At 43.8% G+C, this 26,498-nt stretch carries 25 protein-coding genes; 14 read left to right on the top strand and 11 right to left on the bottom strand.

Translation table 11 applies throughout. The features are described 5' to 3' along the window. The first annotated feature begins 314 nt into the window (after window positions 1–314). Together J4N45_RS22615 and J4N45_RS22620 are read left to right on the top strand one after the other, a co-directional pair. The gene (locus J4N45_RS22615) at window positions 315–1,220 is read left to right on the top strand and encodes a LysR substrate-binding domain-containing protein (protein ID WP_042471503.1); all 906 of its coding nucleotides are present in this window, start codon (window positions 315–317) and stop codon (window positions 1,218–1,220) included. Between the two features lie 126 nt (window positions 1,221–1,346). Next, window positions 1,347–1,826, top strand: coding sequence for a DUF1097 domain-containing protein (locus J4N45_RS22620; RefSeq protein WP_252017225.1), 480 nt, complete (start codon window positions 1,347–1,349; stop codon window positions 1,824–1,826). A 44-nt stretch (window positions 1,827–1,870) separates the two neighbouring features. Here the strand turns inward: J4N45_RS22620 and J4N45_RS22625 are convergent, their stop codons facing one another. Next, on the bottom strand, window positions 1,871–3,502 hold the full coding sequence (locus J4N45_RS22625) for an ATP-dependent endonuclease (protein WP_252017163.1): 1,632 nt from the start codon (window positions 3,500–3,502) through the stop codon (window positions 1,871–1,873). A gap of 259 nt (window positions 3,503–3,761) precedes the next feature. On the opposite strand from J4N45_RS22625, the gene J4N45_RS22630 reads away from it, so the two are divergent. Next, a complete protein-coding gene (locus tag J4N45_RS22630) occupies window positions 3,762–5,471 on the top strand; it encodes a bifunctional metallophosphatase/5'-nucleotidase (RefSeq protein ID WP_252017164.1) in 1,710 nt (569 codons plus the stop codon). A 381-nt stretch (window positions 5,472–5,852) separates the two neighbouring features. Then, complete coding sequence (locus J4N45_RS22635; protein WP_252017165.1) at window positions 5,853–6,431, top strand: SOS response-associated peptidase; 579 nt, start codon at window positions 5,853–5,855, stop codon at window positions 6,429–6,431. A 21-nt stretch (window positions 6,432–6,452) separates the two neighbouring features. Here J4N45_RS22635 and J4N45_RS22640 read toward each other — a convergent pair whose 3' ends face one another. The 3 genes from J4N45_RS22640 to J4N45_RS22650 form a co-directional block, all read right to left on the bottom strand. Further along, complete coding sequence (locus J4N45_RS22640; protein WP_128650100.1) at window positions 6,453–6,806, bottom strand: DUF1428 domain-containing protein; 354 nt, start codon at window positions 6,804–6,806, stop codon at window positions 6,453–6,455. Between the two features lie 326 nt (window positions 6,807–7,132). Continuing rightward, a complete protein-coding gene (locus J4N45_RS22645) occupies window positions 7,133–7,381 on the bottom strand; it encodes a YgjV family protein (RefSeq protein ID WP_042471521.1) in 249 nt (82 codons plus the stop codon). A gap of 290 nt (window positions 7,382–7,671) precedes the next feature. After that, window positions 7,672–7,989 (bottom strand): DUF496 family protein, encoded by a 318-nt coding sequence (locus tag J4N45_RS22650; protein ID WP_006072802.1) that lies wholly within the window; start codon window positions 7,987–7,989, stop codon window positions 7,672–7,674. 190 nt (window positions 7,990–8,179) lie between these two features. Here J4N45_RS22650 and J4N45_RS22655 point away from each other — a divergent pair, with 190 nt between their 5' ends. From J4N45_RS22655 to luxQ, 5 genes are all read left to right on the top strand, one after another. Next, window positions 8,180–8,392: a hypothetical protein gene (locus tag J4N45_RS22655; RefSeq protein ID WP_252017166.1), complete on the top strand. Its 213-nt coding sequence runs from the start codon at window positions 8,180–8,182 to the stop codon at window positions 8,390–8,392. A gap of 45 nt (window positions 8,393–8,437) precedes the next feature. Then, window positions 8,438–9,103: a YceH family protein gene (locus J4N45_RS22660; RefSeq protein ID WP_252017167.1), complete on the top strand. Its 666-nt coding sequence runs from the start codon at window positions 8,438–8,440 to the stop codon at window positions 9,101–9,103. Between the two features lie 56 nt (window positions 9,104–9,159). Continuing rightward, window positions 9,160–9,453, top strand: coding sequence for a GIY-YIG nuclease family protein (locus J4N45_RS22665; RefSeq protein WP_252017168.1), 294 nt, complete (start codon window positions 9,160–9,162; stop codon window positions 9,451–9,453). 69 nt (window positions 9,454–9,522) lie between these two features. After that, window positions 9,523–10,626 (top strand): autoinducer 2-binding periplasmic protein LuxP, encoded by a 1,104-nt coding sequence (locus J4N45_RS22670; protein WP_503058220.1) that lies wholly within the window; start codon window positions 9,523–9,525, stop codon window positions 10,624–10,626. 19 nt (window positions 10,627–10,645) lie between these two features. Then, window positions 10,646–13,219, top strand: coding sequence for a quorum-sensing autoinducer 2 sensor kinase/phosphatase LuxQ (gene luxQ, locus J4N45_RS22675; RefSeq protein ID WP_353505894.1), 2,574 nt, complete (start codon window positions 10,646–10,648; stop codon window positions 13,217–13,219). 76 nt (window positions 13,220–13,295) lie between these two features. Here the strand turns inward: luxQ and J4N45_RS22680 are convergent, their stop codons facing one another. The 3 genes from J4N45_RS22680 to yccS all read right to left on the bottom strand — a co-directional run bounded on the left by J4N45_RS22680 (window position 13,296) and on the right by yccS (window position 17,254). Continuing rightward, complete coding sequence (locus J4N45_RS22680; RefSeq protein WP_252017169.1) at window positions 13,296–14,555, bottom strand: hydroxymethylglutaryl-CoA reductase; 1,260 nt, start codon at window positions 14,553–14,555, stop codon at window positions 13,296–13,298. Between the two features lie 160 nt (window positions 14,556–14,715). After that, window positions 14,716–14,877 carry a hypothetical protein gene (locus tag J4N45_RS22685; RefSeq protein WP_234496816.1) on the bottom strand — a complete coding sequence of 54 codons (162 nt, stop codon included), beginning with the start codon at window positions 14,875–14,877 and terminating at the stop codon, window positions 14,716–14,718. Window positions 14,878–15,076: 199 nt separating this feature from the next. After that, window positions 15,077–17,254 (bottom strand): YccS family putative transporter, encoded by a 2,178-nt coding sequence (gene yccS / locus J4N45_RS22690; RefSeq protein WP_252017170.1) that lies wholly within the window; start codon window positions 17,252–17,254, stop codon window positions 15,077–15,079. Window positions 17,255–17,537: 283 nt separating this feature from the next. Between yccS and J4N45_RS22695 the strand changes: the two genes are divergently transcribed. Beyond that, a complete protein-coding gene (locus J4N45_RS22695) occupies window positions 17,538–17,741 on the top strand; it encodes a hypothetical protein (protein WP_252017171.1) in 204 nt (67 codons plus the stop codon). Between the two features lie 74 nt (window positions 17,742–17,815). Here the strand turns inward: J4N45_RS22695 and J4N45_RS22700 are convergent, their stop codons facing one another. Together J4N45_RS22700 and J4N45_RS22705 are read right to left on the bottom strand one after the other, a co-directional pair. Then, entirely contained in the window at window positions 17,816–18,205 is a 390-nt protein-coding gene (locus J4N45_RS22700; protein WP_252017172.1) for a hypothetical protein, read from the bottom strand. Window positions 18,206–18,376: 171 nt separating this feature from the next. Then, complete coding sequence (locus tag J4N45_RS22705; RefSeq protein ID WP_252017173.1) at window positions 18,377–19,273, bottom strand: LysR family transcriptional regulator; 897 nt, start codon at window positions 19,271–19,273, stop codon at window positions 18,377–18,379. Window positions 19,274–19,426: 153 nt separating this feature from the next. On the opposite strand from J4N45_RS22705, the gene J4N45_RS22710 reads away from it, so the two are divergent. Further along, window positions 19,427–20,419, top strand: a complete 993-nt coding sequence (locus tag J4N45_RS22710; protein ID WP_252017174.1) for a linear amide C-N hydrolase — start codon at window positions 19,427–19,429, stop codon at window positions 20,417–20,419. Window positions 20,420–20,634: 215 nt separating this feature from the next. Next, window positions 20,635–21,120 carry a TspO/MBR family protein gene (locus J4N45_RS22715; protein WP_252017175.1) on the top strand — a complete coding sequence of 162 codons (486 nt, stop codon included), beginning with the start codon at window positions 20,635–20,637 and terminating at the stop codon, window positions 21,118–21,120. A 55-nt stretch (window positions 21,121–21,175) separates the two neighbouring features. Here J4N45_RS22715 and ylqF read toward each other — a convergent pair whose 3' ends face one another. Together ylqF and J4N45_RS22725 are read right to left on the bottom strand one after the other, a co-directional pair. Next, window positions 21,176–22,114, bottom strand: coding sequence for a ribosome biogenesis GTPase YlqF (ylqF, locus tag J4N45_RS22720; RefSeq protein ID WP_252017176.1), 939 nt, complete (start codon window positions 22,112–22,114; stop codon window positions 21,176–21,178). Between the two features lie 177 nt (window positions 22,115–22,291). After that, window positions 22,292–23,185 carry a LysR substrate-binding domain-containing protein gene (locus J4N45_RS22725; RefSeq protein WP_252017177.1) on the bottom strand — a complete coding sequence of 298 codons (894 nt, stop codon included), beginning with the start codon at window positions 23,183–23,185 and terminating at the stop codon, window positions 22,292–22,294. Window positions 23,186–23,295: 110 nt separating this feature from the next. Here J4N45_RS22725 and J4N45_RS22730 point away from each other — a divergent pair, with 110 nt between their 5' ends. Then, window positions 23,296–24,237: a DMT family transporter gene (locus J4N45_RS22730; protein WP_252017178.1), complete on the top strand. Its 942-nt coding sequence runs from the start codon at window positions 23,296–23,298 to the stop codon at window positions 24,235–24,237. A 115-nt stretch (window positions 24,238–24,352) separates the two neighbouring features. Next, a complete protein-coding gene (locus tag J4N45_RS22735) occupies window positions 24,353–26,497 on the top strand; it encodes an LruC domain-containing protein (protein WP_252017179.1) in 2,145 nt (714 codons plus the stop codon). Window position 26,498: the final 1 nt, after the last annotated feature.

A 26,498-nucleotide genomic window follows, 5' to 3' on the forward strand; every position in this document is an offset into this window, starting at 1 on the left:
TAAAAGTGCGAGAACAAAGCCCCGTGCTGTGTTCGAAACTAGATTAAGGGCAATCAGGTGCAGTGGTAAAATTGATAATTTTTAAAATTGAAATCAGAAATATTGATAACTTTACTGCACAAGGTAGAATAAGGGCTCAAGTCCATAACGTACTGTTTTTTAGTGGGAGATTAGCGAGCGTCGTGATTCTCAATCGGTGAAAAATTCGTCACAGAGCGAACATCGAAAAAGCGACATAAAAGAAACTGATAGAAACAGTTCGTGATTTGCAGTCGAACACAATATTTTTAGATTTGGTGGTGTGAGGAAAACGGATGCGATATTCATTAAAACAACTTGCCGTTTTTGATGCAGTGGCGGACACGGGAAGCGTCAGTCAAGCGGCGGATAAGTTGTCGCTAACACAGTCGGCGACAAGTATGTCATTGGCACAGCTGGAAAAAATGCTTGGAAGACCCTTGTTTGAGAGACAAGGCAAGCAGATGGCATTGACGCATTGGGGCGTATGGCTAAGACCCAAAGCTAAACGTCTGTTGCAAGATGCACAGCAGATTGAAATGGGATTCTACGAGCAACATCTTTTAAGCGGCGAGTTAAAGCTAGGAGCGAGTCAAACTCCAGCGGAACACTTAGTGCCAGACCTTATCAGCTCGATTGATAACGATTTTCCTGAAATGCGCATTTCTCTTGGGGTAAAAAGTACCGATTCGGTGATTGAAGGGGTCTTGGACTATAAATATGACCTTGGCATCATTGAAGGGCGCTGCGATGACAATCGAATTCATCAAGAGATCTGGTGTCGTGATCACCTAACGGTCGTCGCTTCAGCTCATCATCCATTTGCCCGTCGTGAGAAAGTAAGCCTTGCACAATTAGAGCAAGCACGTTGGGTTCTACGTGAGCATGGTTCCGGTACTCGAAAGATTTTTGATAGCTCTATTCATCATTTGATAGGTGATCTTGATGTTTGGCGAGAATACGAACACGTGCCGGTGCTTCGCAGTATGGTGGCAAATGGACAATACTTAACGTGTTTACCTTATTTAGATGTCGAGCGATTTATCGAAGCAGGTGAGCTCGTTGCATTGAATGTTCCCGAACTAGAGATGGAGCGTACACTTTCCTTTATTTGGCGTGCAGACATGGCAGAGAACCCGCTTGTTGAGTGTGTAAAACGCGAAGGTTCGAGAATGATGAAAGGGAAACCATCTGTTCTTTAGTGATACATGTCACGGTAATCATGCAATGAAATGTATGTTACTTTCAGTGTCGTGATCGAGATCTCTTAAATTCAATCAATGTTCGGTTACTTTATGGTTAACGTAATCGAACAATTGGTTGACGATATGAGTCCATTAATCGCAATTTCTCTTACAACGGGTATTTTGTCTGGTATCTGGGGCTGGACGGCGTTATCGCTAGGTCTATTGTCTTGGGCTGGCTTCTTGGGTTGTACGAGTTACTTTGCTTCCCCAAAAGATGGTGTTACCGGCCTTGCTCAAAGCCTATTAACTAATATGTCAGGTGTGGTGTGGGCGATGGTTATTATTCATGGCTCATCATTGATCAATCTCGAGATCGCTGGCTACGTAATGACGGCACTCGTATCCTTCTTTATGTGTATCCAAGCTAAACGTGCATGGCTGCAATATATTCCTGGCACTTTTATTGGCGCGTGTGCCACATTTGCGGCCGATGGCGCGTGGGAAATTGTCGTCCCTTCGCTAGTACTAGGTGGGCTATTTGGCTATACGATGAAGGCAAGTGGACTTTGGCTTCATAAACGTTTGAGTGACGAGCCAGAGTCTGCTTTGATAAACGAATAGAAATCTCGAAAGCCACTATCATAAAATCTGATAGTGGCTTTTTACTATGTATTGCCGTTCGCCATTGTGATGACTCTGCGTAGTATCCACCGAATCAATACGGGAATACTTTCCACCCCTTTATTTTCGCACTCCGAAACGATAGCCAAGGCCAAATCAGGTTTTGCAAACTTTTTTAGAACACGTGCCACCACTTTTTTCGGTGGAATAGGGTGGTCATGAGGAATCTTGATAAGATCCCTAAAAAATAGTTCGAATCCATTCACATAGAGGTAGTGCTCGATATCACGGTCGGGGAGCTCTGTTAAATGATGGCGAGGATGCTCACCTTCTAGCTGATGCATGACCGTTGACGCGTATTTTTTGCCGGCGGCGTCACCGTCTGTCACTACGTGCCAGTCAATACCGAACGCTTTTGCTACCTTAATCAATGACTTTAAGCCTGATTGAGCAAACTCGATGATCTGAACGCCCTCTGCAGCCAAGTTGTAACCACATTGATTGGCAAGCTCGTTAAACAGCCAAACTTCAGTTTCACCTTCGACCAGTAGCCAGCATCGTGCAAACAAGGCTCTGGAGCGATGAAAACGAATATGGAACCCGACGCGTCTAAGTTCATCTTTAGTCAGGTTATGAGTGGCGATACTCTTAGTAATCGTTTTGTCTGATTGCCTCACCAATCGTCTGATGGATTGAAGCGGTACTGCGCCAAGAAGATCACTGCTGTTAGTCGTGAGGATCTTTTGCATGGGTAGCATTTGCAATAAACTCCATGCTCGCGCCAAGTGTGTAGGGTGCAAGCGTCCTTCTGGATCTTCAATAATCAGAATTGGGCGAGCACAACGCCTCAGATCTGTTGGACCTTTCGCTTGCAAATACGCATTGAGTAAACCCAATAGTAGTAAGCGTGTCTGATGGTTTTTGGTTTCGTCGATAACCTGAGAAAGGTTTTGTTCCGTGTTGGGGCGTGAGAAGAAAACGCCATCACGATGTCCTTTGCCTGATTTTCTGGAATGGCTCTTAAATGAAAAATAGTGTTCAACCAAGGCTTTCATTGAGTTCAGGCTGCTTTTCATTTCTCCTTTGTTTACATGCCCAGGGATCGCCATTAGACGTCTGACGGTGTTGTGAATTCGCTTCTCCGAACGTGAATTCATACCATTAGTCGGAGCATCTTGCGTATAGAGGCGCCTTGAGTCGCGTAATCGGATAACAGGGTGAAGGGTCATGAGTTCTTGAGCGATTCTTTCAGAATGATGCAGTCTCAGCGGATTACCCATTTGATCCAAAAACTCATACCTTTGTGTGATGTCATAACCGTTGAGAGTAGCACTAATTCGATAGTAGAAGCGCTGGACACCATTTTCATCCTCGAACCAAATAGGTTTAAGTTTGCGGTATCGACCGGATAGGGTTTCATTTCGCTCGGTCGATATAAAAGAAAGAACAATCTGTAGATGGCGAGTTTGGGGATGAGATGCAGCATAGTCGACATGAAAGTCTTTCATCTCAAACTGATAAGGTGACCCGTCTGCGGGCAAGACAACGCTCAATGCATCGAGCAAAGAAGACTTACCCCATGTATTCTCACCAATTAAGGTGGTGAGATCGTCTAGCGAAATAGAGAGGCGTTTGATTCCACGAAAACCGGAAACATCAATTCGTTCTAGTTTCATTCAACTCTCCTAAAGAAAGTGATGCATATGGCACTATCTATTTCAATTATAAGCGGCTTTTTGTCATTGGACTGTAATCAAGCTCATAGTTGTTTCGTTTATGTCTGTCTCTGGAGGCTTGTTTGCTCGCTTTTTGTACGATTTCATTGTGACCTCTATCATAAAAAGACCTGTATAATCGGTATGTGATTTCATAAAATTCATTGGAATGTCACATAAAGCGCGCTACCATCAGAAGTGAAAATAAAGAGGAAAATCGATGACACACAATAATAAGCCTCTATCGCTGACAATAGCGCATATCAACGATACCCATTCTTACTTTGAACCAACGTCTCTCCCTTTAAGTATTGAACTCGATGGTCAAACTCATCAGCCTTATGTGAGTGCTGGTGGATTCGCACGAATCGCGACACGAGTAAAAGAGCTAAAACAGAACCACAGTTCAGATGGCTTTCTATTTCTTCATGCAGGGGACTGTTTTCAGGGTACTTTGTATTTTTCTCTGTTCAAAGGTGAAGCAAATGCGGTGATGCTTAATGCTTTGAACATTGACGCAATGACACTGGGAAACCATGAACTCGATATGGGCAATGAGCCCGTGGGACAGTTCATTCGCAGTATTCAGTTTCCACTTCTAGCAGGTAATTGGAATGTCTCCAATGAGGGCGATAAGCAGTATCCATTGAAAGGACATGACAATCTTATCGACTTCGATGAATCACGTGGCGTTGCACGCTGGATTGAGCGTGAGGTTAACGGTGAACGAGTCGCCATATTCGGCTTATCGATCGAAAAAATGGCCGATATCGCCAACCCTGATTGTGATACGAGCTTTGAGCCTTGTGTACAGACCGCTAAATCGACGGTTAGAGCGATTAATCAGCGCGGAATCAACAAAATAATACTACTCAGCCATATGGGCTATGAGGCAGATCTCGAATTGGCGGAGCAAGTAACAGGCATCGGCTTGATCATTGGTGGCCATAGTCATGTCCTTCAAGGTGATTTCAAAGCGTTAGGCATCAAGTCGCAAGACCAATATGGTGTGCGTGTGAAAAATACTTTGATCGTCCAAGCGGGTTTTCACTCAATGACATTAGGTCATTGCCACGTCGAGTTCGACCAAAATGGCCTCGTCACTTCCTTTGAAGGTCAAAACGAACTGTTGATTGGCAGGCGCGTGTTCATGGATGTTAATAAAGAGAATACGTTGGTTGATTTGGAAGCTCTTAAGAGAAACGTTCAAACACACCAAAATGTGGCCGTAGTGAGAAAGGACCGCGAAATTAAAGCGGTAATGGCAGAGAAATATCAACCCAAGGTTAAAGAGCTTCAAACTCAGACGATTGCTCACATCGATCATGAACTTCGTCATGTTAGGCTTCCTGACGAACATGGACCAAGCCAGCTAGCACCACTTGTTGCACACTCTTTCTTGTACACGATGAAATCTCTTGGGCATAACGTAGATTTTGCAATGCACAACGCAGGAGGTGTCAGGAACTCTCTTGGCGTTGGTGACGTCTCTGTTGCTGATGTCGCAGGAAAACTTCTGCCGTTTGCCGTGCCTATTGGTGTTTATCGAATTCGTGGTCGCCATATTCCTCTGATTCTAGAAGGCGCACTTGATAATGCGTTTAGCAACGGAGTACAGGGGACAGGATCGGGAAGCTATCCGTACACCTCGCAACTTGAGTTTCATTATGACCCAACGCTCGCAAAAGGGAAAAGAGTCAGTAAAGTGTTCGTCGATGGTTCACCATTACAGCCTGAAAAGATTTATACAGGCACCTCAAGTGCTTACACGATGAAAGGTAAAGAAGGGTATGACGCCATTAAAAACATGGAAGACAATGGCGTTGTTACGACGTGGTCGATGGCCGATTGCTTTATCAAACTTTTATCTGAACAGCCTCAAATAGTTAGCGACAAACGTCAGAAAAATGCGGGCTTGCTTCCACAATGACGGAATAGTTTTTGCTCCAGTTGAACCTAATTGGGTTTTGGCCGTCTACCTCCAATAGATTGCCAACACATATCATTGGAAGAAAGGTTCATCGGGGGAGCTATGTGGAACAAAGATTGGCTCGACACATTTGTAGTGGTCGGTTGGATAGGCGCTTGGTCACTGTTGGTTTATTTAATACCTAGCGGAGCTATTTAACCATCAACTCATAAATTGCGACAGCAAAAAAGGGTGGGTCGGCCGAGAACAGCAGAATCTCGGCCTTTCCAGACGCGCAAGCAAAGGCGTTCCGAACTAAAACTATGAGGGTTTGGAGTTGGCGTCAAGAGCAAAAACATGCGATACGCTATAATAGACCACAAATAAGGAAGTTTATTGTCTATGTGCGGTCGACTTAACATTATCGATGATCCCTTCAGCCAGTATGTTTCAGAACAACTGGGTCTGGAGTTTTCTACGTCACAGAAAACAGAGTTATTCCCTTCTGAACAAATAGACTGTATTGTCTCGAGCACAGAACAAAAGCTGTTTACTTTGCCTCTAAGTTGGGGGATTAAACCTAGCTGGAGTAAACGTCTTATCATCAATGCTCAAGCAGAATCCGTGGTAACGAAACCAACTTTTGCCGACGCGTACGCTTACCACAGAGTGATTGTGCCTTGTTCAGGTTGGTATGAATGGAAGCAAAACGAGCTGTCAGAGAAAACTAAATATTTGTTCAGTGCCGAAAGTCATCGCCCACTGTACATGGCTGCTGTCGGTTATCCTCAAACCCAGCAGGTGGTAACACTCACAACCAAGCCAACGAAGCACTATTTACGCTATCATCATAGGATGCCACTTATATTAACCCCACAAGCTGCTATGCAGTGGTTGGTACCATCGATAGACAGGCATGATGAAATATTAAATAGCTTAGTGAGCGATGAGTTATGGCAGATCGCTAAGGTTAGTTGGTGACCCTGTAACTTTGGGCAAGGCTCATTCATCCACTAGAACCTCAAACCCACCATAGATCAATCGTTTAGTATCAAAAGGCATTGCTGCCATTTCACGTTGAATCATTTCGTCGTCAAACACGGCTTTCATTCCAGCATCTCGAACGTCTTTTGACGGCCAAGTAATCCAAGAAAACACGACACATTCGTCTTCTTTCTTCATTACCGCTTGAGGAAAAGAGGTTAGCTGACCTTCGGAAACGTCATCTTCCCAGCACTCAATAACGGACAGCGCTCCGTGTTGTTTGAAAACCGGGGCGATTTTTAATACATGCTCACGATACAAGGCCTTGTTTTCTTTGGGTACGGCCGCCACAAATCCATCTACATATTCCATATCTGCCCCCGTGCAATGATGGTGTTCAACATACAGTATGAACCAAGATCATTGTTTTAGTGAGCATTTGGAGGTCAAGGCAGTTTTAATCTTACAAGCACGCAGATACACTAGAGCCCTGAATTTATGTATAGAGAAGTAATATGTTCATTTTGATTCGCCTACTTAAACTAGCGGTAATTTCGGCTGTCTTTTTCACCATCTATGATTTGATAGCGTTTGGAGAAATCACTTGGGTAAGCCGCTTCTTCGGATAGGAGACACAAAAAAGCCCCGACATAAATCGAGGCTCTTAAATAGGGCTAAGATAACTAGATTGCTACAGATTAAGCATTGCTCTCTGTGCTAGCGTCGCTCTTTTTTTGCATCTGAAGCAAGAAATAAACGTTAACACAAGCAATGAAACCGTTGGTGATCACAACAGGCATTGAATCGATCGCTAATCCATAAGCGGTAAAAAGTGCACAGCCAACAAAGTTCAACACGCGTAGTTTAATGATGTCTTTCATTGTCAGAGAGATTGCGACCATAATTGACGCCGCGTAGCCAAGTATTTCTACCATACTAAAGTCCATATTTTCCTCCTCAGATATTGCCAGGGTTTCTGGTACCTATTCTTCTCTTCATGAGATTAGTGAGGAAGCTCCGTGCCTCGAATGGTAATACTGTAATTCGCGGACACTATAACAGCGTCTATTCTGTGATGGAACCGTCAATTTGGGATACGGAGAGGGTTAGCGATTACGCAAACGTTTTGGCATGAAGGAATAGGGAGTTGATACCTAGAAGTGTTGAAACTATCAATAGATGTGCAGGAAATAAAAAAGCCTGCGTTTGCAGGCTTTAGGCATTCGTTAGGTAGAAATTACTTCTTACCTTGTACCATTTGTTTGTCTTCTTCAGTTAGCTCACGGATACGACGGCTGATGTCACGGCGAGCTTTTGAAATCTCAGCGCTCTTGATGATGTGGTCATCAACGCGGTCTTCGTAGTCTGCTTTCATGTTCTTGATGATGGTAACGATCTCGTCGTGTGTCATCTCTGGCTTGATGTAATCCATCAAATTTTCTAGAAGGTCGACACGCTTACGGTTGTCTCGAACTTTCTTTTCGTTGTCTAGTAGTTCACGTTTTAATTTGTTTTTGCGGCGCGCCTGCGCAACGATTTCAAATACGCTACTCATAATCCTTTCCTAATTCGTGTTGATATCTGGCTTGATTAAAGCACAACAATCTCATTGATAACAGCCCTTAGATCAATACTCTCTGGCTATTGCTTATATTGTCACCACTCAGTTAAAGAAACGATTGAGTTGCACTCTTAAATAGCGCTATGATTTCGACACACCAAAGTAATAAATCGCAATGTAAACCATGTCACTGTTATCAAAATCTTCAACTGAACCGATTAGTGAGATTGTCTTCCCTAGCGAGGACAAGCCGACACCTAAAGACAAACTTAAAGGTGCGTACATTAACGAGCGCAGTAAGCTAGAGGTTGTCGAGGTTGAGCTCAATCGCAGTAAGGTTGTAATGATAGACCAAGATGGAAAAATGATCCGAGTCCCTTTTCTCTCGGAACACTAAGCTTAATCTGTGTGACAATGTATCGGACTACAAAGGAATAGAACAATGAATATAGAATTATCCTTGGTTGAGGCTCGAGTAATCGGCTGTCTTATTGAAAAAGAAGTCACTACTCCAGACCAGTACCCTCTGACCCTGAACAGTCTGACGACAGCATGTAATCAAAAAAGTAACCGCGATCCAGTGCTGAGCTTAACGGATGCCGAAGTTCAAGATGCCGTAACGGCGCTTATCGATCGCCGCCTAGTAAGTGATGAGAGTGGATTCAATAGCAGAGCTTCTAAGTTCCAACATAGGTTCTGCAATACTGAGTTTGGCGATCTCAAGCTGACAGCACAGGAAAAAGGCATTGTTTGCTGCATGCTATTGCGTGGTGCACAAACTCCAGGCGAAATCCGCACTCGTACCAACAGGCTTTGTAATTTTACTGACGTTAAAGAAGTCGAAGCTGTTCTTGATTCAATGGCTTCACGCGATAGTGGAGTGCTCGTAGTGAAACTGCCACGCGAAGCGGGCAAGCGTGAATCTCGATACATGCATCTATTTAGTGGTGCAGTCGATGTTGAGCAACTTACACAGGAAGCCGCCGCTGGAGCAAGCCAGACGGTTTCAACACCAACCCAGGCTCGTATCGAGTCATTAGAGAATGAAGTGGAAGCGCTTAAGCAAGAGCTGAATGAGCTCAAGTCACTGGTCAATTCACTGCTGTAATTTGAACTGGCGGCATATGATGCCGCCGATTCTACGTCCATCTGAATCGTATCGATATGACTCAAGCAAGTTTAAATCCACCTTGGTATGTGTATTTAATACGCACCGCAGAGAACAAGCTCTATTGCGGGATTACCAATGATCTCGAGCGCCGCTTTAATCAACATCAAATGGGAAAAGGTGCGAAGGCGTTGAGAGGGCGAGGGCCTTTAACATTGGTTTGGAGCCAACAAGAACGTGATAAAAGTAGCGCCTTAAAAACAGAGATAGCGATTAAGAAGTTAACGAAGAAGCGCAAAGAAGAACTGGTCTTACGTCAGCAATCTTTTGCATTAAATGGTATGGAATAAGGATCGTTGCTGGCTGAATTCAAATCTATTGTATACACTTGTTCTTAAACACAAAAATGTATAGATCCGATGCGCAAATTTCATACTTTCTTTATCTCTATGTTGCTGGGAACGCCTGTACTAACAACCCATGCAAATACTTTCCTGTCTGATTATTGGAACTATCAACATTATTTAGAAGCTCATCCTGAGCAAAAGGCCTTAACTGATGAACTGCAATTAGCAGTGTCTAAAGGTCCTATGCCGCTCTCTGTAAAACAAAGTAAACCAATCACTATATCCGTGGTTTATCCTGGCCAACAAGTGTCTGATTATTGGGTTCGAAACATCAAAGCGTTTGAAACCAGATTAGAAGAACTGGGTGTGGAGTATGAGCTGAACCAAGTCTTCACAAGACCCAATGATGATTTTAGACAGCAAAGTGTGTCATTGATGGAAGCGGTCAAAAACAAGTCCGGTTATTTGATCTTTACGCTTGATACCTCTCGGCACCGTAAATTCATCGAACACGTTCTGCATGCGACCGATACTAAGCTCATACTGCAAAATATCACCACGCCTCTAAAGAGTTGGTCAGAGAATCCTCCGTTCATGTATGTTGGATTTGACCACGTGAAAGGCAGTCTATTGCTCGCTGATTACTTCAAGGAGCGTTTTAATGGCGACAAAGCAGATTACTCAGTGCTGTATTTTTCAGAAGGCTACGTGAGTGACGCTCGAGGGGGGACGTTTATTCAAGAGATGGACAAGCTTAATGGTTTTTCCTTAGCTACGTCATACTACACCAAAGCGAGTCGAGACAGTGGCCGTGAAGCAGCATTGAATACCTTAAAACAACATCCAAACGTGAATTTTATCTACGCATGCTCTACCGACGTAGCTCTTGGAGCAGCCGATGCCTTGAACGAATTGGATCGTAAAGATGTGGTGGTAAACGGCTGGGGCGGAGGCTCCGCTGAGTTAGAAGCCATTCAAAATGGTGAACTTGATGTAACCGTCATGAGAATGAATGATGATACAGGAGTAGCGATGGCAGAAGCGATCAAGTGGGATCTAGAAGATAAGGAAGTGCCTTTAGTGTATTCGGGTAATTTTGAGTTGGTGACAAGTACCGATTCGGCTGAAAAAATCGAGGCTCTCAAAGAAAGAGCGTTTCGTTATTCAGATCGCTAACAAGACTCAATAGATTGTTATGCCTTTAACTGACTTTAACAACAGGAAAACTCTAGCAACCTTAATTACTCGGACCGTAATTTGGGTAGTGGGTCTGTTTACAATAGGGATGCTGGTGCAAAGCTGGTACCTAAGTCGCGATATAGTGAGAGAAGAAGTCCAAAGAAGCTCTCGTCAAACGAGCGCTCTAGTAGTGAACTACTTCAATTATCGCTTAGCGACATTGCAAATTTTACAAGACAGTAATGCGAAAAGTGATGCGGTAGAGAACTTCTTCCAATCGCGTGATGCTGAGTCACTTGACTATTTTTTTCTTCGTGAAGATAACTTGCAGCCAACCCATACACCGGACTTTCGATACATCACAACCAACTCAAACATTGTGTGGGACGACGGCAATGCGTTGTTTTACGGGCTTGAAGAAAACAGCTTATCAGCAATGAATGTTGCAGCCAGTAAAACCAATAGCTGGACGACGGTTTCTACCGATTCTCAGTTGGGAGAGCGGCATATTTTACTTCGTCGTACACCAATTGTTGATAGAAGCTCCGGAGAAGTGTTTGGTCATCTGTCTGCTGGTGTTATTTTAGATGATAATGCAGGTCTGCTCACAAGTCTTTTGAGGGGTAGCAATAGTGATGACGTTGTACTGACGTTCGGAGCTGACATTATTGCCTCTTCTATCTCCTCCGATGATAATTACACCGCGGAATCAGCGTTGGAGGGGATTGAAAATGGTAAGATGGATTTGAATAAAATCTTGGTGACAGAAACCCCTTTATTCATCGGCAGCCAGCCTTCAGATATCACTGTTTACTCTATACAACGAAACCCAGGCGTCTTGGCGCTGCGTAACAGTTATCTATTTTCGATCTTGCTATCCGTTGTCGTCATTGCAGTAGCATCAGTAGCCACTAGGCGTTGGTTAAATCGTAAAGTCACCAAAGAGCTTGCTAAGCTCATGGTGTATACAAAGATTGCTGGGGATACACAGAAGTTTGAGCGATTCAGTGGTTCTGCAATACATGAGTTTAACCACATAGGAAAAACGCTTAGCCAAACGTTTGAGCGGCTTTCAGAACAAGAAAAGCTGTTCCAAGATTTGTTTAACTTTTCTTTATCTCCAATCATCGTTTGGACTGAAGATTCAACGATACTCCAAATTAACCCTGCTGCGAGAAAAGCACTAGGAATACAGCCCGGGCCAGACCGTGATCATGGGTCATCGTTTACAACATTTGTTGAAGCGATGGAACAACATGTAATTAAAGCCAATCATGGCGTAACCATTACCGGTATAGACGTACCCATTGATGATATGGTTTACCGCTGGAACCTGTCGTCAATTCAGACTCGCAAAGATAAAAAGCTCGTACTGTCGCAAGGCCAGGATATTACCAAGCTTGTTGAAGCAGAGAAACAAAGTGCTAAGGCCAGAGTGGAAGCTGAACGCGCTGCTGTTGCCCGTACCGAGTTTATGGCAAAAATGAGCCATGAGATAAGAACGCCACTTAACGGCATCTTAGGTATTTCTCAACTTCTAAAGAAAGAGGCGAAGGAAACTCGATATCAAGAGCAGATTGACGTTTTGTGTAACAGTGGTGAGCATCTGCTTGCTGTGCTTAACGACATACTTGATTTCTCAAAGATAGAAAATGGTAGCTTTAAGCTAGAAAAACATAACTTTAGCTTCAAAGAAGTTGCTAACGCTTTGGATGGCATCTATCGACCACTCTGTGACGAAAAAAGCATTGAACTCGTTATCGACAATCAATTGCCTCAAGAAACAGTGTTGTTCACAGATCAAGTCCGCCTAAATCAGATACTATTTAATCTAGTGAGCAACGCCATTAAGTTCACTCACAAAGGAGAGGTCAAAGTCTCTTTTCTGCTATCCCATCAACGTTCAGAGGAAACGGCCGAGCTCCATATACAAGTGGAAGATACGGGTATTGGGATCCGTAGTAATCAACTTGAACAAATATTCGATCCGTTTGTTCAATCAGAATCTACTCTAACCAGAGAGTACGGTGGCAGTGGCTTGGGGTTAGCAATCGTTCGAAATCTAGTCACGATATTGGACGGCGACATCCAAATACAGAGTGAAGTCGGAGAGGGGACACAGTTTAAGATAAATTTGCCAATAGACATCGTAGAGGAATCAGAACAGACGATTGCTGAAGAGACAGAAATTGACTTCGATTTGTTTAATCGTGAGTTAATGGTGTTATTGGTAGAGGACAACCACACGAACGCGTTCATTGCAAAAGCCTTCTGTGAAAAGTACGGAATGCGGGTTATGTGGGCGAAAGATGGGCAAGAAGCTCTCGATTACATAGACCAAATGAGCTTTGATCTAGTGCTTATGGATAATCAACTGCCTTCGGTTTCGGGAATCGAAATTACTAAGAAGATACGCCAAGATATCGATAAGTCGTTACCTATTTATGCCTGTACGGCCGACAATCAAACATCAACCCGTCAGGCGTTTTTTGCCGTAGGCGCTGATTTTGTGATAGTAAAACCGATCAAAGAGAAGTCATTGAACGAAGCGCTAAAACATTTCCAACAATTTCACTATCGCGCAGCATAATTGATTGTCCTAGAGGCGTAGTCGATAGACAAAAAAAGAGGGCGCATTAGCGCCCTCTGGTTTGTTCGACAAACAATTATCTAGCCAACTTATGATGCGCTCTTGAAAAGTGCCCTGCACAGAACGCACCGACAATTGAAAGCTCCCCGGCTAGACAGAGTCCGGCAGCGACTTCGGCAAGTGCTTGAGATTTTCCTGAGCCATATAAACCAAGAAGATCTAAGCAGGCTTTTTGACTTGGTAACCCGGTACCTCCACCAACCGTGCCTACCATCAAGTTTGGCAGTGTCACGCTGGCATAAAGCCCACCTTTTGCCGTCACTTCCATTCGAGTCATACCTATGGCGGATTCGGCGACGCACGCAGCGTCTTGACCGCAAGCAATGTAGAGTGCGGCAAGAGCATTTGCATAATGAGCATTGATACCGATGGTACCGCTTAACGTGCCACCGACCGTTGTCATCTGTCCAAACTGTGCCATTTTCTCTGGAGTGGTATGCAGATACTTCTCGACGAGTTCGGCTGGAATAGTGACCTCTGCGGTTACTTTTTTACCTCGGACACTTCTCAGAGTTTGAGAGTTTGCCTTTTTGTCTCCCGAGAGGTTTCCGTCAAGAAATGCATAGTCGGGTTCGATTGGCGTGTGCTCTAAGATGTAGTTGAACACGACATTGGTTGCGATAGTCACCATGTTTTGACCAGAAGCATCGCCAGTTAGATATTCGAAGACTAAGTAAACATGATTACCTTCGATGTTCACACTCACATCACTCAGTTTTCCATGTGAGGTGGTTGATTCTGCTAACTGCTTAAAATGGTCGAATTGAGTCACAAGCCAAGCGACAAACTGACCGGCTTCTACTAACGATTTGAACGCGAAACCAGGGGTTCGCGTTACCCCTTCGTTAAGCAGCATTGCACTTGTACCGCCTGCCGCAGTAATAAGGTTTGCTCCACGGTTATATGATGCAACAAGGGCTGCCTCCGTTGTGGCAAGGGGTACTTGATAGTCGCCTTGTGCAAAGAGACCGTTGATTCTGAGCGGTCCTGCGGTTCCGATAGGCATCTTTAAAGTGCCAATAAAGAACTCGATATTTTTCTCGTAAGCTTCCATTTGAGCTTCTGAATGTGGATCGAGAAGCTGTGCTTGTGCGCTAGGGTTATTCAGAGTCTTCCAACGATAATCGATGTTACGTTGATTCAGATAAGGGCTGCGATTGACGCGCTTCGCTGGAGAATCAAACTTGGGCGCTAACTTGCTTTCGAACTCAGACATATCGAGTTCGGTCCCTAAGTTGTTTAGGTAGTCGCGCTTGTGAAGGTTTACTTTAGGCATGTCGATCTTAGTCAATCAATTTGAAGGGGGATTCTACCCGCATAGCACAGAGATACAAGGCGTGGCCTTAAAGTTCTGTGACATCTTATTACAGACGTGTAGATTTTGAACCGATTACTGTACAGGGAGGGAATAGGTGAATATCGGTCACTGCGAGTGATTAACGAAACAATTGAGACAGTGCTGAGAGCTCTTCTTCACTAAGCAAGCTATCAGAGCTTGGTTGAAGCTTACTAGAAATCTCACCTTGCAGCATTTTAAGTTGCTGAGGAGATAGTTGCTTTAGTTGCTCTCGAAGTTTCTCAAATTGTTGTGTTGGCATGGAATCACCGTAAATACGCATCATGGTTAATATAATGTAAAGCGGTTAGAGTTCCTTTCGTTCATCAATGATGAATCGCTATTTGGGTATTCTATAAATTAATAGTGTGATTTTTGTCCGAGGATTGTAAGAGAGCGTTAATCACTCTGTAAGAAAAGTCATGCTGACGCAAAGATTCACGTCAGCAAAATCTGAAGAGCTAGCTTTCGGTTGCTTTGTCTTCTAGTGCATTTGTCTGCTTGAGACTAGACGATAGGGTCTGAAATTCAGGCAACATTCGATAAATTAGATGTAACTGTTGCAACACCATGCGCGCAGAACGATCGTCTTCGTCGCGCCATTCGGAGAGACGTCGATGGATATCAAACTGGTCAACCGTTGTATGAGTGATGTCTTCTAAATTGTCGCCTAGATTTGCTTCAATCACTTCAATATGTTGATTGATACTTCGATGAGCCTCTAGGACAAGCAGGTGTATAGACTCGTCTTCTAGTCTTTGACGATGTGCACCTAGCGCAGAGATGTAACTAAGCAGGGCGTGGTTTAACGTTAAGAATCGAAAGCACTCGTCTGCAGGTAATTGATACCTATCTGGCTCTGCAAGCATATTCGAAATCGCTTTAGATAAATTAGCATCCGCGTTGTGAGCGTCGCGCCTTGCTATTCTATAGGCTAGGTCGTCTTTTTTACCCACGCGATATTGACCAATAATCTGCATTAGGTAGAGACGATTGGTTTTCAAGGCGTTGGTCATGATCTTGGAGATACGTTTAGACTCCCAGTCGGGCAGGATAAAGTACACCGCACATACAGCCAAAGCACAGCCAATGAGAGTGTCCATCAACCTTGGTAAAACTACCGCATAACCCTCTCCGAGCTGATCAAAACAGAGTAGGACCAGCACGGTAATAAAGCCTGTAGCGTATCCATAATTATTGATCCTAAAAGCAAAGAACATCACACCGGAGATCACTAATAGCACCAGTTGGCTTTCTGTCGATGGGAACAGAGTCAGTAGTGGTACGCCAACCAAAAGCCCGACTATCGTACCTGCAATACGAGCCGTAAGTTTTTTGCGAGTAGCACTGTAGTTGGGTTGACAGACAAAAAGGGTAGTGAGAAGTATCCAATAGCCTCTTTCCAAGTCGAAAAACTGGATAATTCCATAGCCGAGCGTGAGTGCGCAAGCCAAGCGAATAGCATGCCTTAACAACATAGAGTCAAGAGAAAAAGCTGACTTAACACGGCGCCACATCGCAAGTGGGGTATGAGCATTAGTGTCATCTAATGCACTGTCATCATGAGACATGATGTCAGGATTGTTGACGTTACTCAGAAGCTTTTCAACTGTTGCTAGGTTATTAAATAGATACTGAATTTGAAGTAACAGAGGTTTCCATTCTTCAACATTTTGCTGCTGTAGATACTCAATAGAATCTTGAAGCTCTACAAGCGCAACCAAAGAATCATTACTATGGGAATACTCATTACCAAGCTTTAAAGCTAAGGCGATTTCCTTACACGCTTTCGACTGCATCTCCAATAAGTGTTTAAATCGAAATAGCACATCAGAGTGAGAAAATTGTGTCGCTAATTCTTGATAGCGATAGTGGCTTGAACTCACGCGTTCGTGAATATCTTGTGCGATAAAATAGACCTGTAAGAAGCGGTCACTAGGTCCGTCAACATGCCCGCGCTTCGAGCGATTCAGTAAAGTCGTTTTGCATTCATTCAACGCAAACACAGTGCACGCGTTCAAACTCGCTTCTTTTAGTCGGTGTGGCTGAGGTATTAGGTCTCGAGTAGGATGAAAGAGATTTCTTTTAGCGTCCAAGTAGAGACTCAACTCGTTAAACACATTAGAGAGACTTTGTTGTACCGGTTGCAAAGGCCAAACACTGTTCCACATGATTGACACTAAGTAATACCAAGATGCACCACCGAGTAAAAGCGCGGGTTGCATCCAAAGGTTGGTACTCTCATGTGCGCCAAGCATGGTGTAGATCGCGACGAGCAAAGAGCCAAAAGCAATGCTGGTGTATCGAGGGCCGATTGCGCCAAGAAGCACGAATACTAACGTCGAAAGGAAAAGTCCGATCGCGAATAGCCAAGGTGTATCGAAGAGTAGTTCTATTGAGAACGAAGCGATAGCAAAGCAAATTAAGGTGATAACTAGCGCTTTAATCCGCCCTGTGAAACTTTCATCACTTTCTGCAAGAGCCGCTGCTATGACACCCAAGATTAAAGGTGTTACCCAGGTTTGCTGGTCCAAATACCAAGCGGGAATCACCACCCCAAGCAATGCAAAAAGTATAAGAACGCTGTAGTTAAATGTTTTGTTGGCCCATTGAAGGCGAAGTTGACCAAGAATGCTCACAATTGACACTGTGTAGGTGAAAAGAATGACTATCTTAACAGAAACTTAGTCAGTTTGAATGTTGGGATTGTTTGAACCCTAGTTAAAGTGATGAGCTATCTAGTGTTCACCAAAGCTGTTAGCTGGCGCCTTAGTGTTTAAGTTCTATGAGGTCTTTCAATAGATGCTAAATTGCAAACCTTACTGAAATTGAGTTCAATGCGTTTCTTAGTTTTTGGTCGCGAATCGTATAGTCGCGTCAGGTTTTTTTAGTGTTCATCACATTGATCGAGGTACTTTTTGAGTGAAGTCTCTACATGAACTTACGCGCTGGAATCTCAGAAAGAAGGGAAAGGGACTGAGTAAAGTTGGTCATAAAACCATACTCAGGAACAAAAAAGGGGCAAAGCCAATAGAGGTAGACGGTACAAAAGAAGTGCTAGCTGACATCACAGCAGATAGTCAATTCATTGACGATGAGCACTCCGTTGATAATACTGGAGGCTAGAAGGTTTGGCTCGCGAAAATTTGTCAAAAAACAAAGTGGAGGGAGCCACGTCCCAGTGTTAGCAAGACGATGGTTCAAATAGTGTCGCGTAAGATATCTTGCTTGCTTTGACCCGTAAGGGTGCTTTTGTGATAAGCAAACGTTCTTGTCATTTGGAACAGTCTTTCATATTCACGCCTTTCGTAGTGGTCGACACCACGACTAATCAGTAACAGCATTCTTGCTGAAATCATACAGAAACGGACTCCTTGGGTACCGACAATCCCTGGTAATGTTAAACACCCTTGTGTTGCTTGGTAGATAGTTTCTTGGCTATAAGTCTTTTTGTATGCGTTGAGCTCTTCGTATAGAAAACGAAGACACTTTTCTGCAGACGCTTTGTTGTGATGGTGAACCGAGAACTCAGCTTTATGAGTATAGTGTTTTTGTCGTTTAGAGTGTGTTGAACCTTGCTTGCGTTTCATAGTTTTTCGTTCTCTTCATAGCGGTTTCAGTAATAAGTAATTGGCATCCTGTGAAGTGTTTTCATCTAATCCATAACTTTGATGTTATTTTGTACGATGACATGTCACTACTGTAAGAGCGAGTTTCATAGCACAAGGTTTTATTGTTTATAGCGGCAGCATTAGGTCATTCTAGTTACCTTTGTCTTGGAATAGGGTATCTAAAGCTTGTATTTTTTGAGTAAACAAGTCGCCGGCAACCGAGATGGTTTCTTCACTCTTATAGATGAGCTCAGCAAACCAGATGTTTTGGCTCGCACCTTGGATGGAGAAAGCGTTGAGTTGGTGATTATCTAAGTACGGTTTAACAACGTACAAAGGTGCGCGCATCCATGATTGGCAATGCGTCAACATTCCGACCGCATTCTGTAGATCGTTGGTACGAATAATTTTGTCTGAAATGACATAAAGACTTTCATGGCTAGAACCACAAACAAACTCAGGTACAATTTGAGCGTAACCTTCCAGTTCTTCCTCTTGTACAACCGCACCGGAATTTAGAAACTTTGGGGATGCAACGTCGACGACAGGAAAACTAAAAATGGGGACATTAAGCATTCCATCTAGAGACCTCATCGGAGAAAATACTAATCCCATTTCAACGTCACCGTTTGCGACCCAATCAACAACATCATTGGTACCGCCGGTTTTTACGATAAGGTCTATAGATGGGTATTCTATTAGTACCGCCATATAAGCTTCGATAATCTCATCACATATCAGTGTATTGTCGATAGCGACTGAAAATGAGTCAGGTATCTCGTGCAGAACATCGATGAGCGTTTGATTCATTACCTCCACAGTATTCACAACTCTTTTCGCGTACCGATAGAGTTTCTTACCTTGTACGCTGAGCTCCAACCTTCGCGTATGTCTTATAAACAGCTGTACCTGACAACTATCCTCTAGAGTAGAGACTAGTTGAGCAATCGCTTGACCGCGTTTATTGAGTGATATTGCCGCTTGCTTAAAGCTACCTAGCTCTACCGTTGCCACGAATGCTTGAAGTTGAGAGAGTGAGAAGTTCATAGCCGTCTCATAATTAATTGAGGTACCTAAGTAAAGCATAGACAAGAATTACTTGTCTAATGTGATTATATCGACAGGTCTTATATGTTCATAATGAGCTTGCTAAGGAAAAGAACCATGGAAGGGTTTGGAACTAACCAATTAGGTGCTCTTATGAAAAACAAACTCTATACAGCTCTTGCGACGGGCGTAATCACGATGGGCGTATCGGCGGTAGTTAACGCTTGTTCGTATTCAACCTTCGAAGTAAATGGCGAAGCATTTGTATCTCGCACGATGGAAGCCCCTGACTTTATGGGTGAACACTTTGTCACCGTGCCGCGTAATCATGATATCAACGGAAAGTCAGGTCCTGTTGGCTTCGTCGGTATGCGACACGCCGAGACAGAATGGATTTCATCAGGGTTAAATGAATATGGCGTCAATATCGAGTCATTAGCCTTGCTTGAGTCTAGCTACCTTGAAGAGGGTCAAGGTGACATTAATTATCTAGAGGTTGTAGGTTACATATTGTCGAATGCAAAATCTGTGGACGATGCGGTAGCACTGCTGAACGCAGTTAAGGTAGAGACAACATCGATCAAAGTCGCTCATGATCTCACTGTTGGCATGCACTACGCTATTCGCGATAAACACAGAGCGATTGTCGTTGAGTATACTGATGGAACCGGTTATCCGACTATTTATGATAATGAAATAGGCGTGATGACCAACGATCCCACTTACCCTGAGCAACTAGAGATTGCACAGTCCTATGTTACTCAAGCTAAAGCGAGAACTGATGAAACGGTTGATATCTTTAATAAGTTAGATTCTGGCTCTGATATGCGATTTTCGCACCTGGCTATGATAAACGAGGAATACAAACATCGGGGGGCGGACGATGATCGTCGAAATAATGGACTTGGTAGAGCATTTTCTATCTTGAACGCCATGGAAATCGTACCTTCGACGATGTATTGGTTATGGGTATCGGAAAACTCTCAGATGATTGGTTATGGCAACGTCGTTGATATCCAGAGCAAGGCATACTATTACAGAACCGTCAATAACCCTAAAATTCGTAAGGTGTCCTTAGGTGATATTGATTTTGAAAGCGTAAGCTACTCTGCAATTGATATCTACAACGAGCCTTCATACCTTTAATTGACCCCGTTAACTGTAGGAATTTATCCTCAGAGTAACCATTGAGTAATGTCTAAGAAGCTAACACTATCAAATTGAAATATATACATTAGTTATTTCGCACTTGCCGAAAAACCAGAAGTTATGTCCGAAATTCCGAGTTAGAATAAATATTGATAGACCATCGGTATAGCTCGTGTATTGTTAACATTATTTCATCTCGAAGGCAGTGTTGAGTGAGCACTTCAAAGAAATTTGGCGAACTGTTTGGTTGGGCTGTATTGTGTTATGCAGCGTCGGCAGTTGGGGCTGCAGCTTCATTACAAAGTAAAGCGTTTTATGCGGCATTATCGCAGCCAGTCTGGGCACCACCAGGCTGGTTGTTTGGTCCTGTATGGCTGGTGCTTTTCGCTTTTATGGCTCTTTCTGTGTGGCTGGTTTGCTCTCGAAGAGACCAGTTTGAAGTGAGAACTGCTGTGGTGTTGTTCTCCGTACAGCTTGTTCTCAATGGCTTATGGAGCTGGATGTTTTTTGCTTGGGGTACTGGTCAAGGGGCATTTCTTGTGATCTTGGCGCTAATATTGATGATTTCGAGTTGTATTGTCGTGTTTCACAAAATTAGTCGTATTGCGTCATATTTGCTGTTGCCGTATCTGGCTTGGGTAAGTTTTGCGGCTTTCCTCAACTTCAGCTTGTGGAAGTTAAATCCGACACTCCTTTAACTTAGAATCAACCAATAAAACAAAGCCTGCATTGATTTGCAGGCTTTGTAACGAACTAGCGTTTGTTCTTCAAATACCGCTTGCGGCGCTCTTCTTTCTTCTTTGCTTTTTCTTCCGCTTTACGGGCGGCTTCGATCTCAACTTGAACAAGCTCTTCTGTAATCATCTCAGGAAGCTCGAGCGTTAACTGACCCAAAGTACCGTTGCGAAGTTCGTGAAGTAATATTTCTGACGCCTTGTGTAGGTTGACTCGTCCACCCGATTGGAGAGCACCTCGCTTGCGACCAATCAACTCCATGATCTCCAGATCAGACTCAGGGAGTTCTTCGTCGATTTGGTAGCGCTCTTTTAAACGCTCTGGGTAGACTGCTGCAAGATACTCTACCGTATAAAACGCGACTTCATCATATTCAATAGCGGTATCTTTTACTGCACCTGTCGCCGCTAGGCGGAAGCCACTGTGTGGGTTTTCAACTTTAGGCCACAGGATCCCTGGAGTATCAGAAAGTACAATGCCATTTTGTAGATTAATTCGTTGTTGACGACGAGTTACCGCTGGCTGGTTGCCTGTAACCGCAATTGTACGACCTGCAAGTGTGTTGATGATGGTGGACTTGCCTACGTTTGGAATGCCCATAATCATGGTGCGAATATTTTTACCGATCTCTTCACGGTGCGGCGCGAGTTTACGACACAGATCGAGGATCTTGTTTACCTCTTGAGGGTTTGAGGTCGTGATCGCCATCGCTTTAACACCTTGCTCTTTCTCTAGGTGTTCAATCCATAATTCAGTTTTTTCAGGATCCGCCAAGTCTCGTTTGTTCAATACCTTCACTACGGGTTTATCACCACGAAGCTCGGAAATCATTGGGTTTTCACTGCTAAAAGGGATACGTGCGTCGAGAACTTCAATGATAACGTCAACTTGTGGGATGACTTCTTCGATCTCTTTACGCGCTTTGTGCATGTGACCTGGAAACCATTGGATAGACATGAGTGAAAACCTTTAACTTAGAATTTTGTGCACATTGTATGAGCTTGGCTCAGATAGTAAAGCCTATCAGGCATTTAATTACAGGCGTATGTCTATAAATTATCCGCGTAAAACTGTACTTAAAGAAAATACAGGTAACTGCGCGTTTTGATAAAGCGCTCGAACACTATGCTATGTCTACTCACTAAACTCCTTCTTAAGCCATCGTCTCAGTGCGAGTGTGCTCTCCAGCTTTAACCGTTCAGGTAGACAAGCAAAGTGATATTCCTGATGAGGGTTGACAACCGGACTGCCTATCTCGATTAAAAACTGGTTTTCAACCTCGTCTTTAATAAATAACCTATGTGTCACCAGTAAGCCCAAGCTTCTTATTGCGGCGTGAATGGCTTGTACTGACGCGTTGAATTTGAGTGTTCCATGTTTACTAGGTGATGAAATGTTATGGGCTTTACACCATAAGTCCCAATCGTGTTTTCGTCGATCGTTAGTCACCCAGATACTTGGATATCTCTCTAAAAGTCCTTCTACGTCATCCTTTGGATGAGATTTGGCTATTGAGGGACTGCATACCATAACTAACTCATCGTCTCCAAGCTTTTCACTGTAATAATCACTCCAATCATCGATCTTGCCATGGACTATGGCGACATCGACCCCCTCACGCTCTAAGTCGAACGGACCAATTAAGTTAGAAATTCGAACATCTAGCGATGGAATTTCTTTTTGTAAGTCTTCGACACGGGGAATCCACCAGTGAAGCGCTAATGAGTTAACCATGTTAATCGTCAGGCGCTCGTCGTTATGATTGTTAAGAAGCGCCTCGCTTGCTTTCACGATTTGCTCTAACGCGGGGCCAACATCTCTGTAGTAATTCTTTCCTTCTTTTGTGAGTTCGACGCGCCGGCCTACACGATGGAACAGCTTGGTATTAAGTTGAGATTCTAGACTTTTAATGCTTTGACTTACGGCTGAGTGACTTACGAACAAGTGCTCTGCGGCTAAAGTCATGCTACCTAGCTCTGCGACGGCAACAAAAGAATAAAGAGACTTTAATGCAACGTGTTGCTTCATAGTGTTTATCTGTTAGTAAAACTTACATTAAGCTTAACTAAAACTCGTTATTTTTCAGAGAAACGTATCACTATAATGCGATTATGATTTGAATTTTTCGAGATGTATCGATGAAAGCGAGCCAGTCAACCATTGCTATGAGCTATATGTTATCGTCTACCCTAAGTTTGTCCGTAACAGGTTTGATAACTGGGTATTTAGCGAATTATCTTGTTGCTGTCGATCTGGCTCTGATTCGATTCTTAGTTCCTGCCGTTATTCTGTTTGTTATCCTTACAATAACAGGTTTGCGATTACCTCCCACATCGATGCGTAAAGTGTTAGCGATACGCGCGTTTAGCATCGCAGCTTGTCAGTTGTGCTTTATTTATGCGTTGGGGAAACTGTCATTAATCGAAAGTGTCGTGTTATTCGGTACTGGTCCTCTGTTTATCGCGCTGTTCGAGAAGTGCCTATACAACATTAAGCTCACTGCTCGAACTATCACGGCATTACTGTTTACGTTTATTGGTGTGATTTTCCTAACTGGTTACCCTTCAGGTTTCACTTTCAAGCCAGAACTGGTTATTGGGTTATTGTCAGGGGTGTTTAACGCAGGTTCTCAGTTGAGCCTACATCGAGCTTCAAAAGGAGAGATGTCGGGAGTTGAGAACAACGCATGGACGTTCTTAATCGCGGGTATCTTCTTAATACCTTTTGCTGTGATATTTCATCAGACCATAGGTGTTAATTATGGTATCCGTGACATATCTACCATCATGTATGTCGCTATTGCAGTGTTAACGGTGATGATCATCAATACACAAGTGTTCAGATACAAAGCATACAAGAGCGCATTGACTAACACACAAGTCGCGCCGCTCATTTACACCAACTTAGTGTTTGCTGCTATTTTCCAGTTAACTCTATTTGATGAGACATTCACGTCGAGCCAATTAGCTGGCGTCTGTCTTATTGTTGTAGGAAACGGTATTCCAGCAGCCTACCCATTATTGAAGCAATGGTATTATTCTCACAGTCAAAAAACTCAGACTCAGAACGCTTCAAATTGATTCTCATAATGATAAACAAGCTCGTATTATCGTTAAGTGTCTGATAAATAGTAACTAAATAGTTGGCACGTGTTTTGTAACCTTAGTTCCAAGCCATCAGCAAAGGGACAGAGACATGGTACTAACACACAAATTAAAGGCACTTACCATTTTTGGAGGCGGGTTAGCGTCATCGCTGTTTGCAGTTAACAGTTATGCAGCGGCATTCGACACATGCCCGAGCAAAGCCTACCTATTTCAAGCTAATCCTGTGAAGGTTTATGGCGTTAACCTAGTAACGGGGTCTACGAGTCTTCTTCAAGGCGATACCGGATTGGCAGCTAACATCAATGGTGTAGGGTTCGACTTCAATGGTCGTTACGTATACGGCTACGACACAACGAACAAACAAGTGGTGCGCCTTGGTCAAGATTTTCAAGCAGAGATCGTTAATACTTCAGGGCTGCCAACTGACCATACTTTTTACGTTGGGGATGTGTATGAAAGTGTTTATTACATGTACCGTAAGGGGAAAGGTCTGTTCACGATTGACTTGACTCCTCTTGATAACGACGCGAGCGCTGTCTTGCCTGTTACACGTGTGACAACCCGAGCAGTCGTTAACCTCACTGATTTTGCATTCCACCCACGTGATAACAAACTCTACGGAATCGATAACAATTCTGGTGGTCTTTACTCGTTTGATCCAACGACAGGACAAGAAACTTACATTGGTGACACGGGTGAGAAAGGGACGTTCGGAGCAGGGTATTTTGACGTCGACGGCTACTATTATGTTGCTCGCAACCAAGATGGTCAGATATACCGCATTGATTTGTCAGAGGGTAACGCCACAAACATAGCCAATGGTGTTGTTCCTGCAGTGAAGTTCGCCGATGGTCCTAATTCTAGTCAAAACGATGGTGCTCGCTGTGCAAACGCACCGGTTATCGATGAGGACTCTAACATCGACTTCGGTGACGCGCCTACTACTTACCAAACCAAACTCGCCGATAATGGCCCTCGACATGAGTTGGATGGCTCAACATGGCTAGGTGATTCAGCACCTGATGGCGACCAAGACGGCAGAGCTAATAATCTCGCCGATGACGAGACTGGGATTGATGACGAAAATGGTGTTGGCTTCGTGACGGCTATCGAACCAGGTCTGGATAGCATCGTCCGCGTAAATGCGTCAACCTCGGGATATTTGTCTGCATGGTTTGACTGGAACCAAGATGGCGATTTTGCAGATGATGGCGAGCAGGTATTTGCAGACCAACTACTCGACGCAGGTAACAACGATCTTATCTTTACAGTTGATGCAGCCGCATTTATCGGTACTACTTGGAGTCGATTCCGCTTCAGTCAACAAACAGGTCTAGATTACTTCGGTGGTTCTACTTCTGGCGAAGTTGAGGATCACGAGGTAGCAGTCACAGGTGAAGGGTTGTCTGTGCGTTACTACCCAAGTGCGACAGATTATGCCACGGTCGCTTATGAAGATAACTGGCCTTACACAGCAGACTACGACATGAATGATGTCGTTGTTAGCTACCGAATCACGGAGATCCTACGAGACGACAATGTTGTTAAATCGAAAATCGAAGGTCATCTTGGAGCCGTTGGTGCTTCTTACCATAATGGTTTTGCTATTCGTCTGAAAGGTTTGAATAGAACGGATGTTGACGCAGCAACAACTCGTCTCATCAAGAATGACGTTCAAGCAGAGAGTAGTGGTTTAGAAGCCATTTCGAATGAGGCAATCTTTATCATCAGCGAAGACACATCCGAGTACAAACTTGAAAGCTGTGAGTTCCACAGAACCCTGTTGTCTTGTGCGAAGGAAGACGTACAGCTCAACTTTACTCTTCATGTCAACATCGTCGATGGTACGGACACCACATCTCTTATGGCCATGCCTTACGACCCGTTCATCTTTGCTACGCCAGGTTACTACCATGGTGAAGGTTATTTCCAACCGGGTAGAAAGTGGGAAGTGCACCTACCTAACTACGAACCGACAGAGCAGTTTGACGCCGATATGTTTAGTGGTTTAGGCCGAGATGTCAGTAATGCGGCAACAGGTACCTACTTCAAGACAGCAGAAAACTTACCGTGGGCTCTACTAGTCAATGACCAATGGCAGTGGCCGACAGAGAATACGGATTTGATAGAGGCGTACCCAGAATATGCAACGTATGCCGAATCTAGTGGCGAACAATCGCAAAACTGGTTCGAATCGCAATTCGCCACCCCAGGTAAATGTTATATCCCATAGG

Source organism: Vibrio sp. SCSIO 43140 (assembly GCF_023716585.1).
Taxonomy (GTDB): domain Bacteria; phylum Pseudomonadota; class Gammaproteobacteria; order Enterobacterales; family Vibrionaceae; genus Vibrio; species Vibrio maritimus_B.

Excerpts from the sequence above, each read along its gene's own strand:
- J4N45_RS22615 (WP_042471503.1), top strand. The coding sequence starts at position 315 with ATGCGATATTCATTAAAACAACTTGCCGTTTTTGATGCAGTGGCGGAC.
- J4N45_RS22620 (WP_252017225.1), top strand. The coding sequence starts at position 1,347 with ATGAGTCCATTAATCGCAATTTCTCTTACAACGGGTATTTTGTCTGGT.
- J4N45_RS22625 (WP_252017163.1), bottom strand. The coding sequence starts at position 3,502 with ATGAAACTAGAACGAATTGATGTTTCCGGTTTTCGTGGAATCAAACGC.
- J4N45_RS22630 (WP_252017164.1), top strand. The coding sequence starts at position 3,762 with ATGACACACAATAATAAGCCTCTATCGCTGACAATAGCGCATATCAAC.
- J4N45_RS22635 (WP_252017165.1), top strand. The coding sequence starts at position 5,853 with ATGTGCGGTCGACTTAACATTATCGATGATCCCTTCAGCCAGTATGTT.
- J4N45_RS22640 (WP_128650100.1), bottom strand. The coding sequence starts at position 6,806 with ATGGAATATGTAGATGGATTTGTGGCGGCCGTACCCAAAGAAAACAAG.
- J4N45_RS22645 (WP_042471521.1), bottom strand. The coding sequence starts at position 7,381 with ATGGACTTTAGTATGGTAGAAATACTTGGCTACGCGGCGTCAATTATG.
- J4N45_RS22650 (WP_006072802.1), bottom strand. The coding sequence starts at position 7,989 with ATGAGTAGCGTATTTGAAATCGTTGCGCAGGCGCGCCGCAAAAACAAA.
- J4N45_RS22655 (WP_252017166.1), top strand. The coding sequence starts at position 8,180 with ATGTCACTGTTATCAAAATCTTCAACTGAACCGATTAGTGAGATTGTC.
- J4N45_RS22660 (WP_252017167.1), top strand. The coding sequence starts at position 8,438 with ATGAATATAGAATTATCCTTGGTTGAGGCTCGAGTAATCGGCTGTCTT.
- J4N45_RS22665 (WP_252017168.1), top strand. The coding sequence starts at position 9,160 with ATGACTCAAGCAAGTTTAAATCCACCTTGGTATGTGTATTTAATACGC.
- J4N45_RS22670 (WP_503058220.1), top strand. The coding sequence starts at position 9,523 with ATGCGCAAATTTCATACTTTCTTTATCTCTATGTTGCTGGGAACGCCT.
- luxQ (WP_353505894.1), top strand. The coding sequence starts at position 10,646 with ATGCCTTTAACTGACTTTAACAACAGGAAAACTCTAGCAACCTTAATT.
- J4N45_RS22680 (WP_252017169.1), bottom strand. The coding sequence starts at position 14,555 with ATGCCTAAAGTAAACCTTCACAAGCGCGACTACCTAAACAACTTAGGG.
- J4N45_RS22685 (WP_234496816.1), bottom strand. The coding sequence starts at position 14,877 with ATGCCAACACAACAATTTGAGAAACTTCGAGAGCAACTAAAGCAACTA.
- J4N45_RS22700 (WP_252017172.1), bottom strand. The coding sequence starts at position 18,205 with ATGAAACGCAAGCAAGGTTCAACACACTCTAAACGACAAAAACACTAT.
- J4N45_RS22705 (WP_252017173.1), bottom strand. The coding sequence starts at position 19,273 with ATGAACTTCTCACTCTCTCAACTTCAAGCATTCGTGGCAACGGTAGAG.
- J4N45_RS22710 (WP_252017174.1), top strand. The coding sequence starts at position 19,427 with ATGAAAAACAAACTCTATACAGCTCTTGCGACGGGCGTAATCACGATG.
- ylqF (WP_252017176.1), bottom strand. The coding sequence starts at position 22,114 with ATGTCTATCCAATGGTTTCCAGGTCACATGCACAAAGCGCGTAAAGAG.
- J4N45_RS22725 (WP_252017177.1), bottom strand. The coding sequence starts at position 23,185 with ATGAAGCAACACGTTGCATTAAAGTCTCTTTATTCTTTTGTTGCCGTC.
- J4N45_RS22730 (WP_252017178.1), top strand. The coding sequence starts at position 23,296 with ATGAAAGCGAGCCAGTCAACCATTGCTATGAGCTATATGTTATCGTCT.
- J4N45_RS22735 (WP_252017179.1), top strand. The coding sequence starts at position 24,353 with ATGGTACTAACACACAAATTAAAGGCACTTACCATTTTTGGAGGCGGG.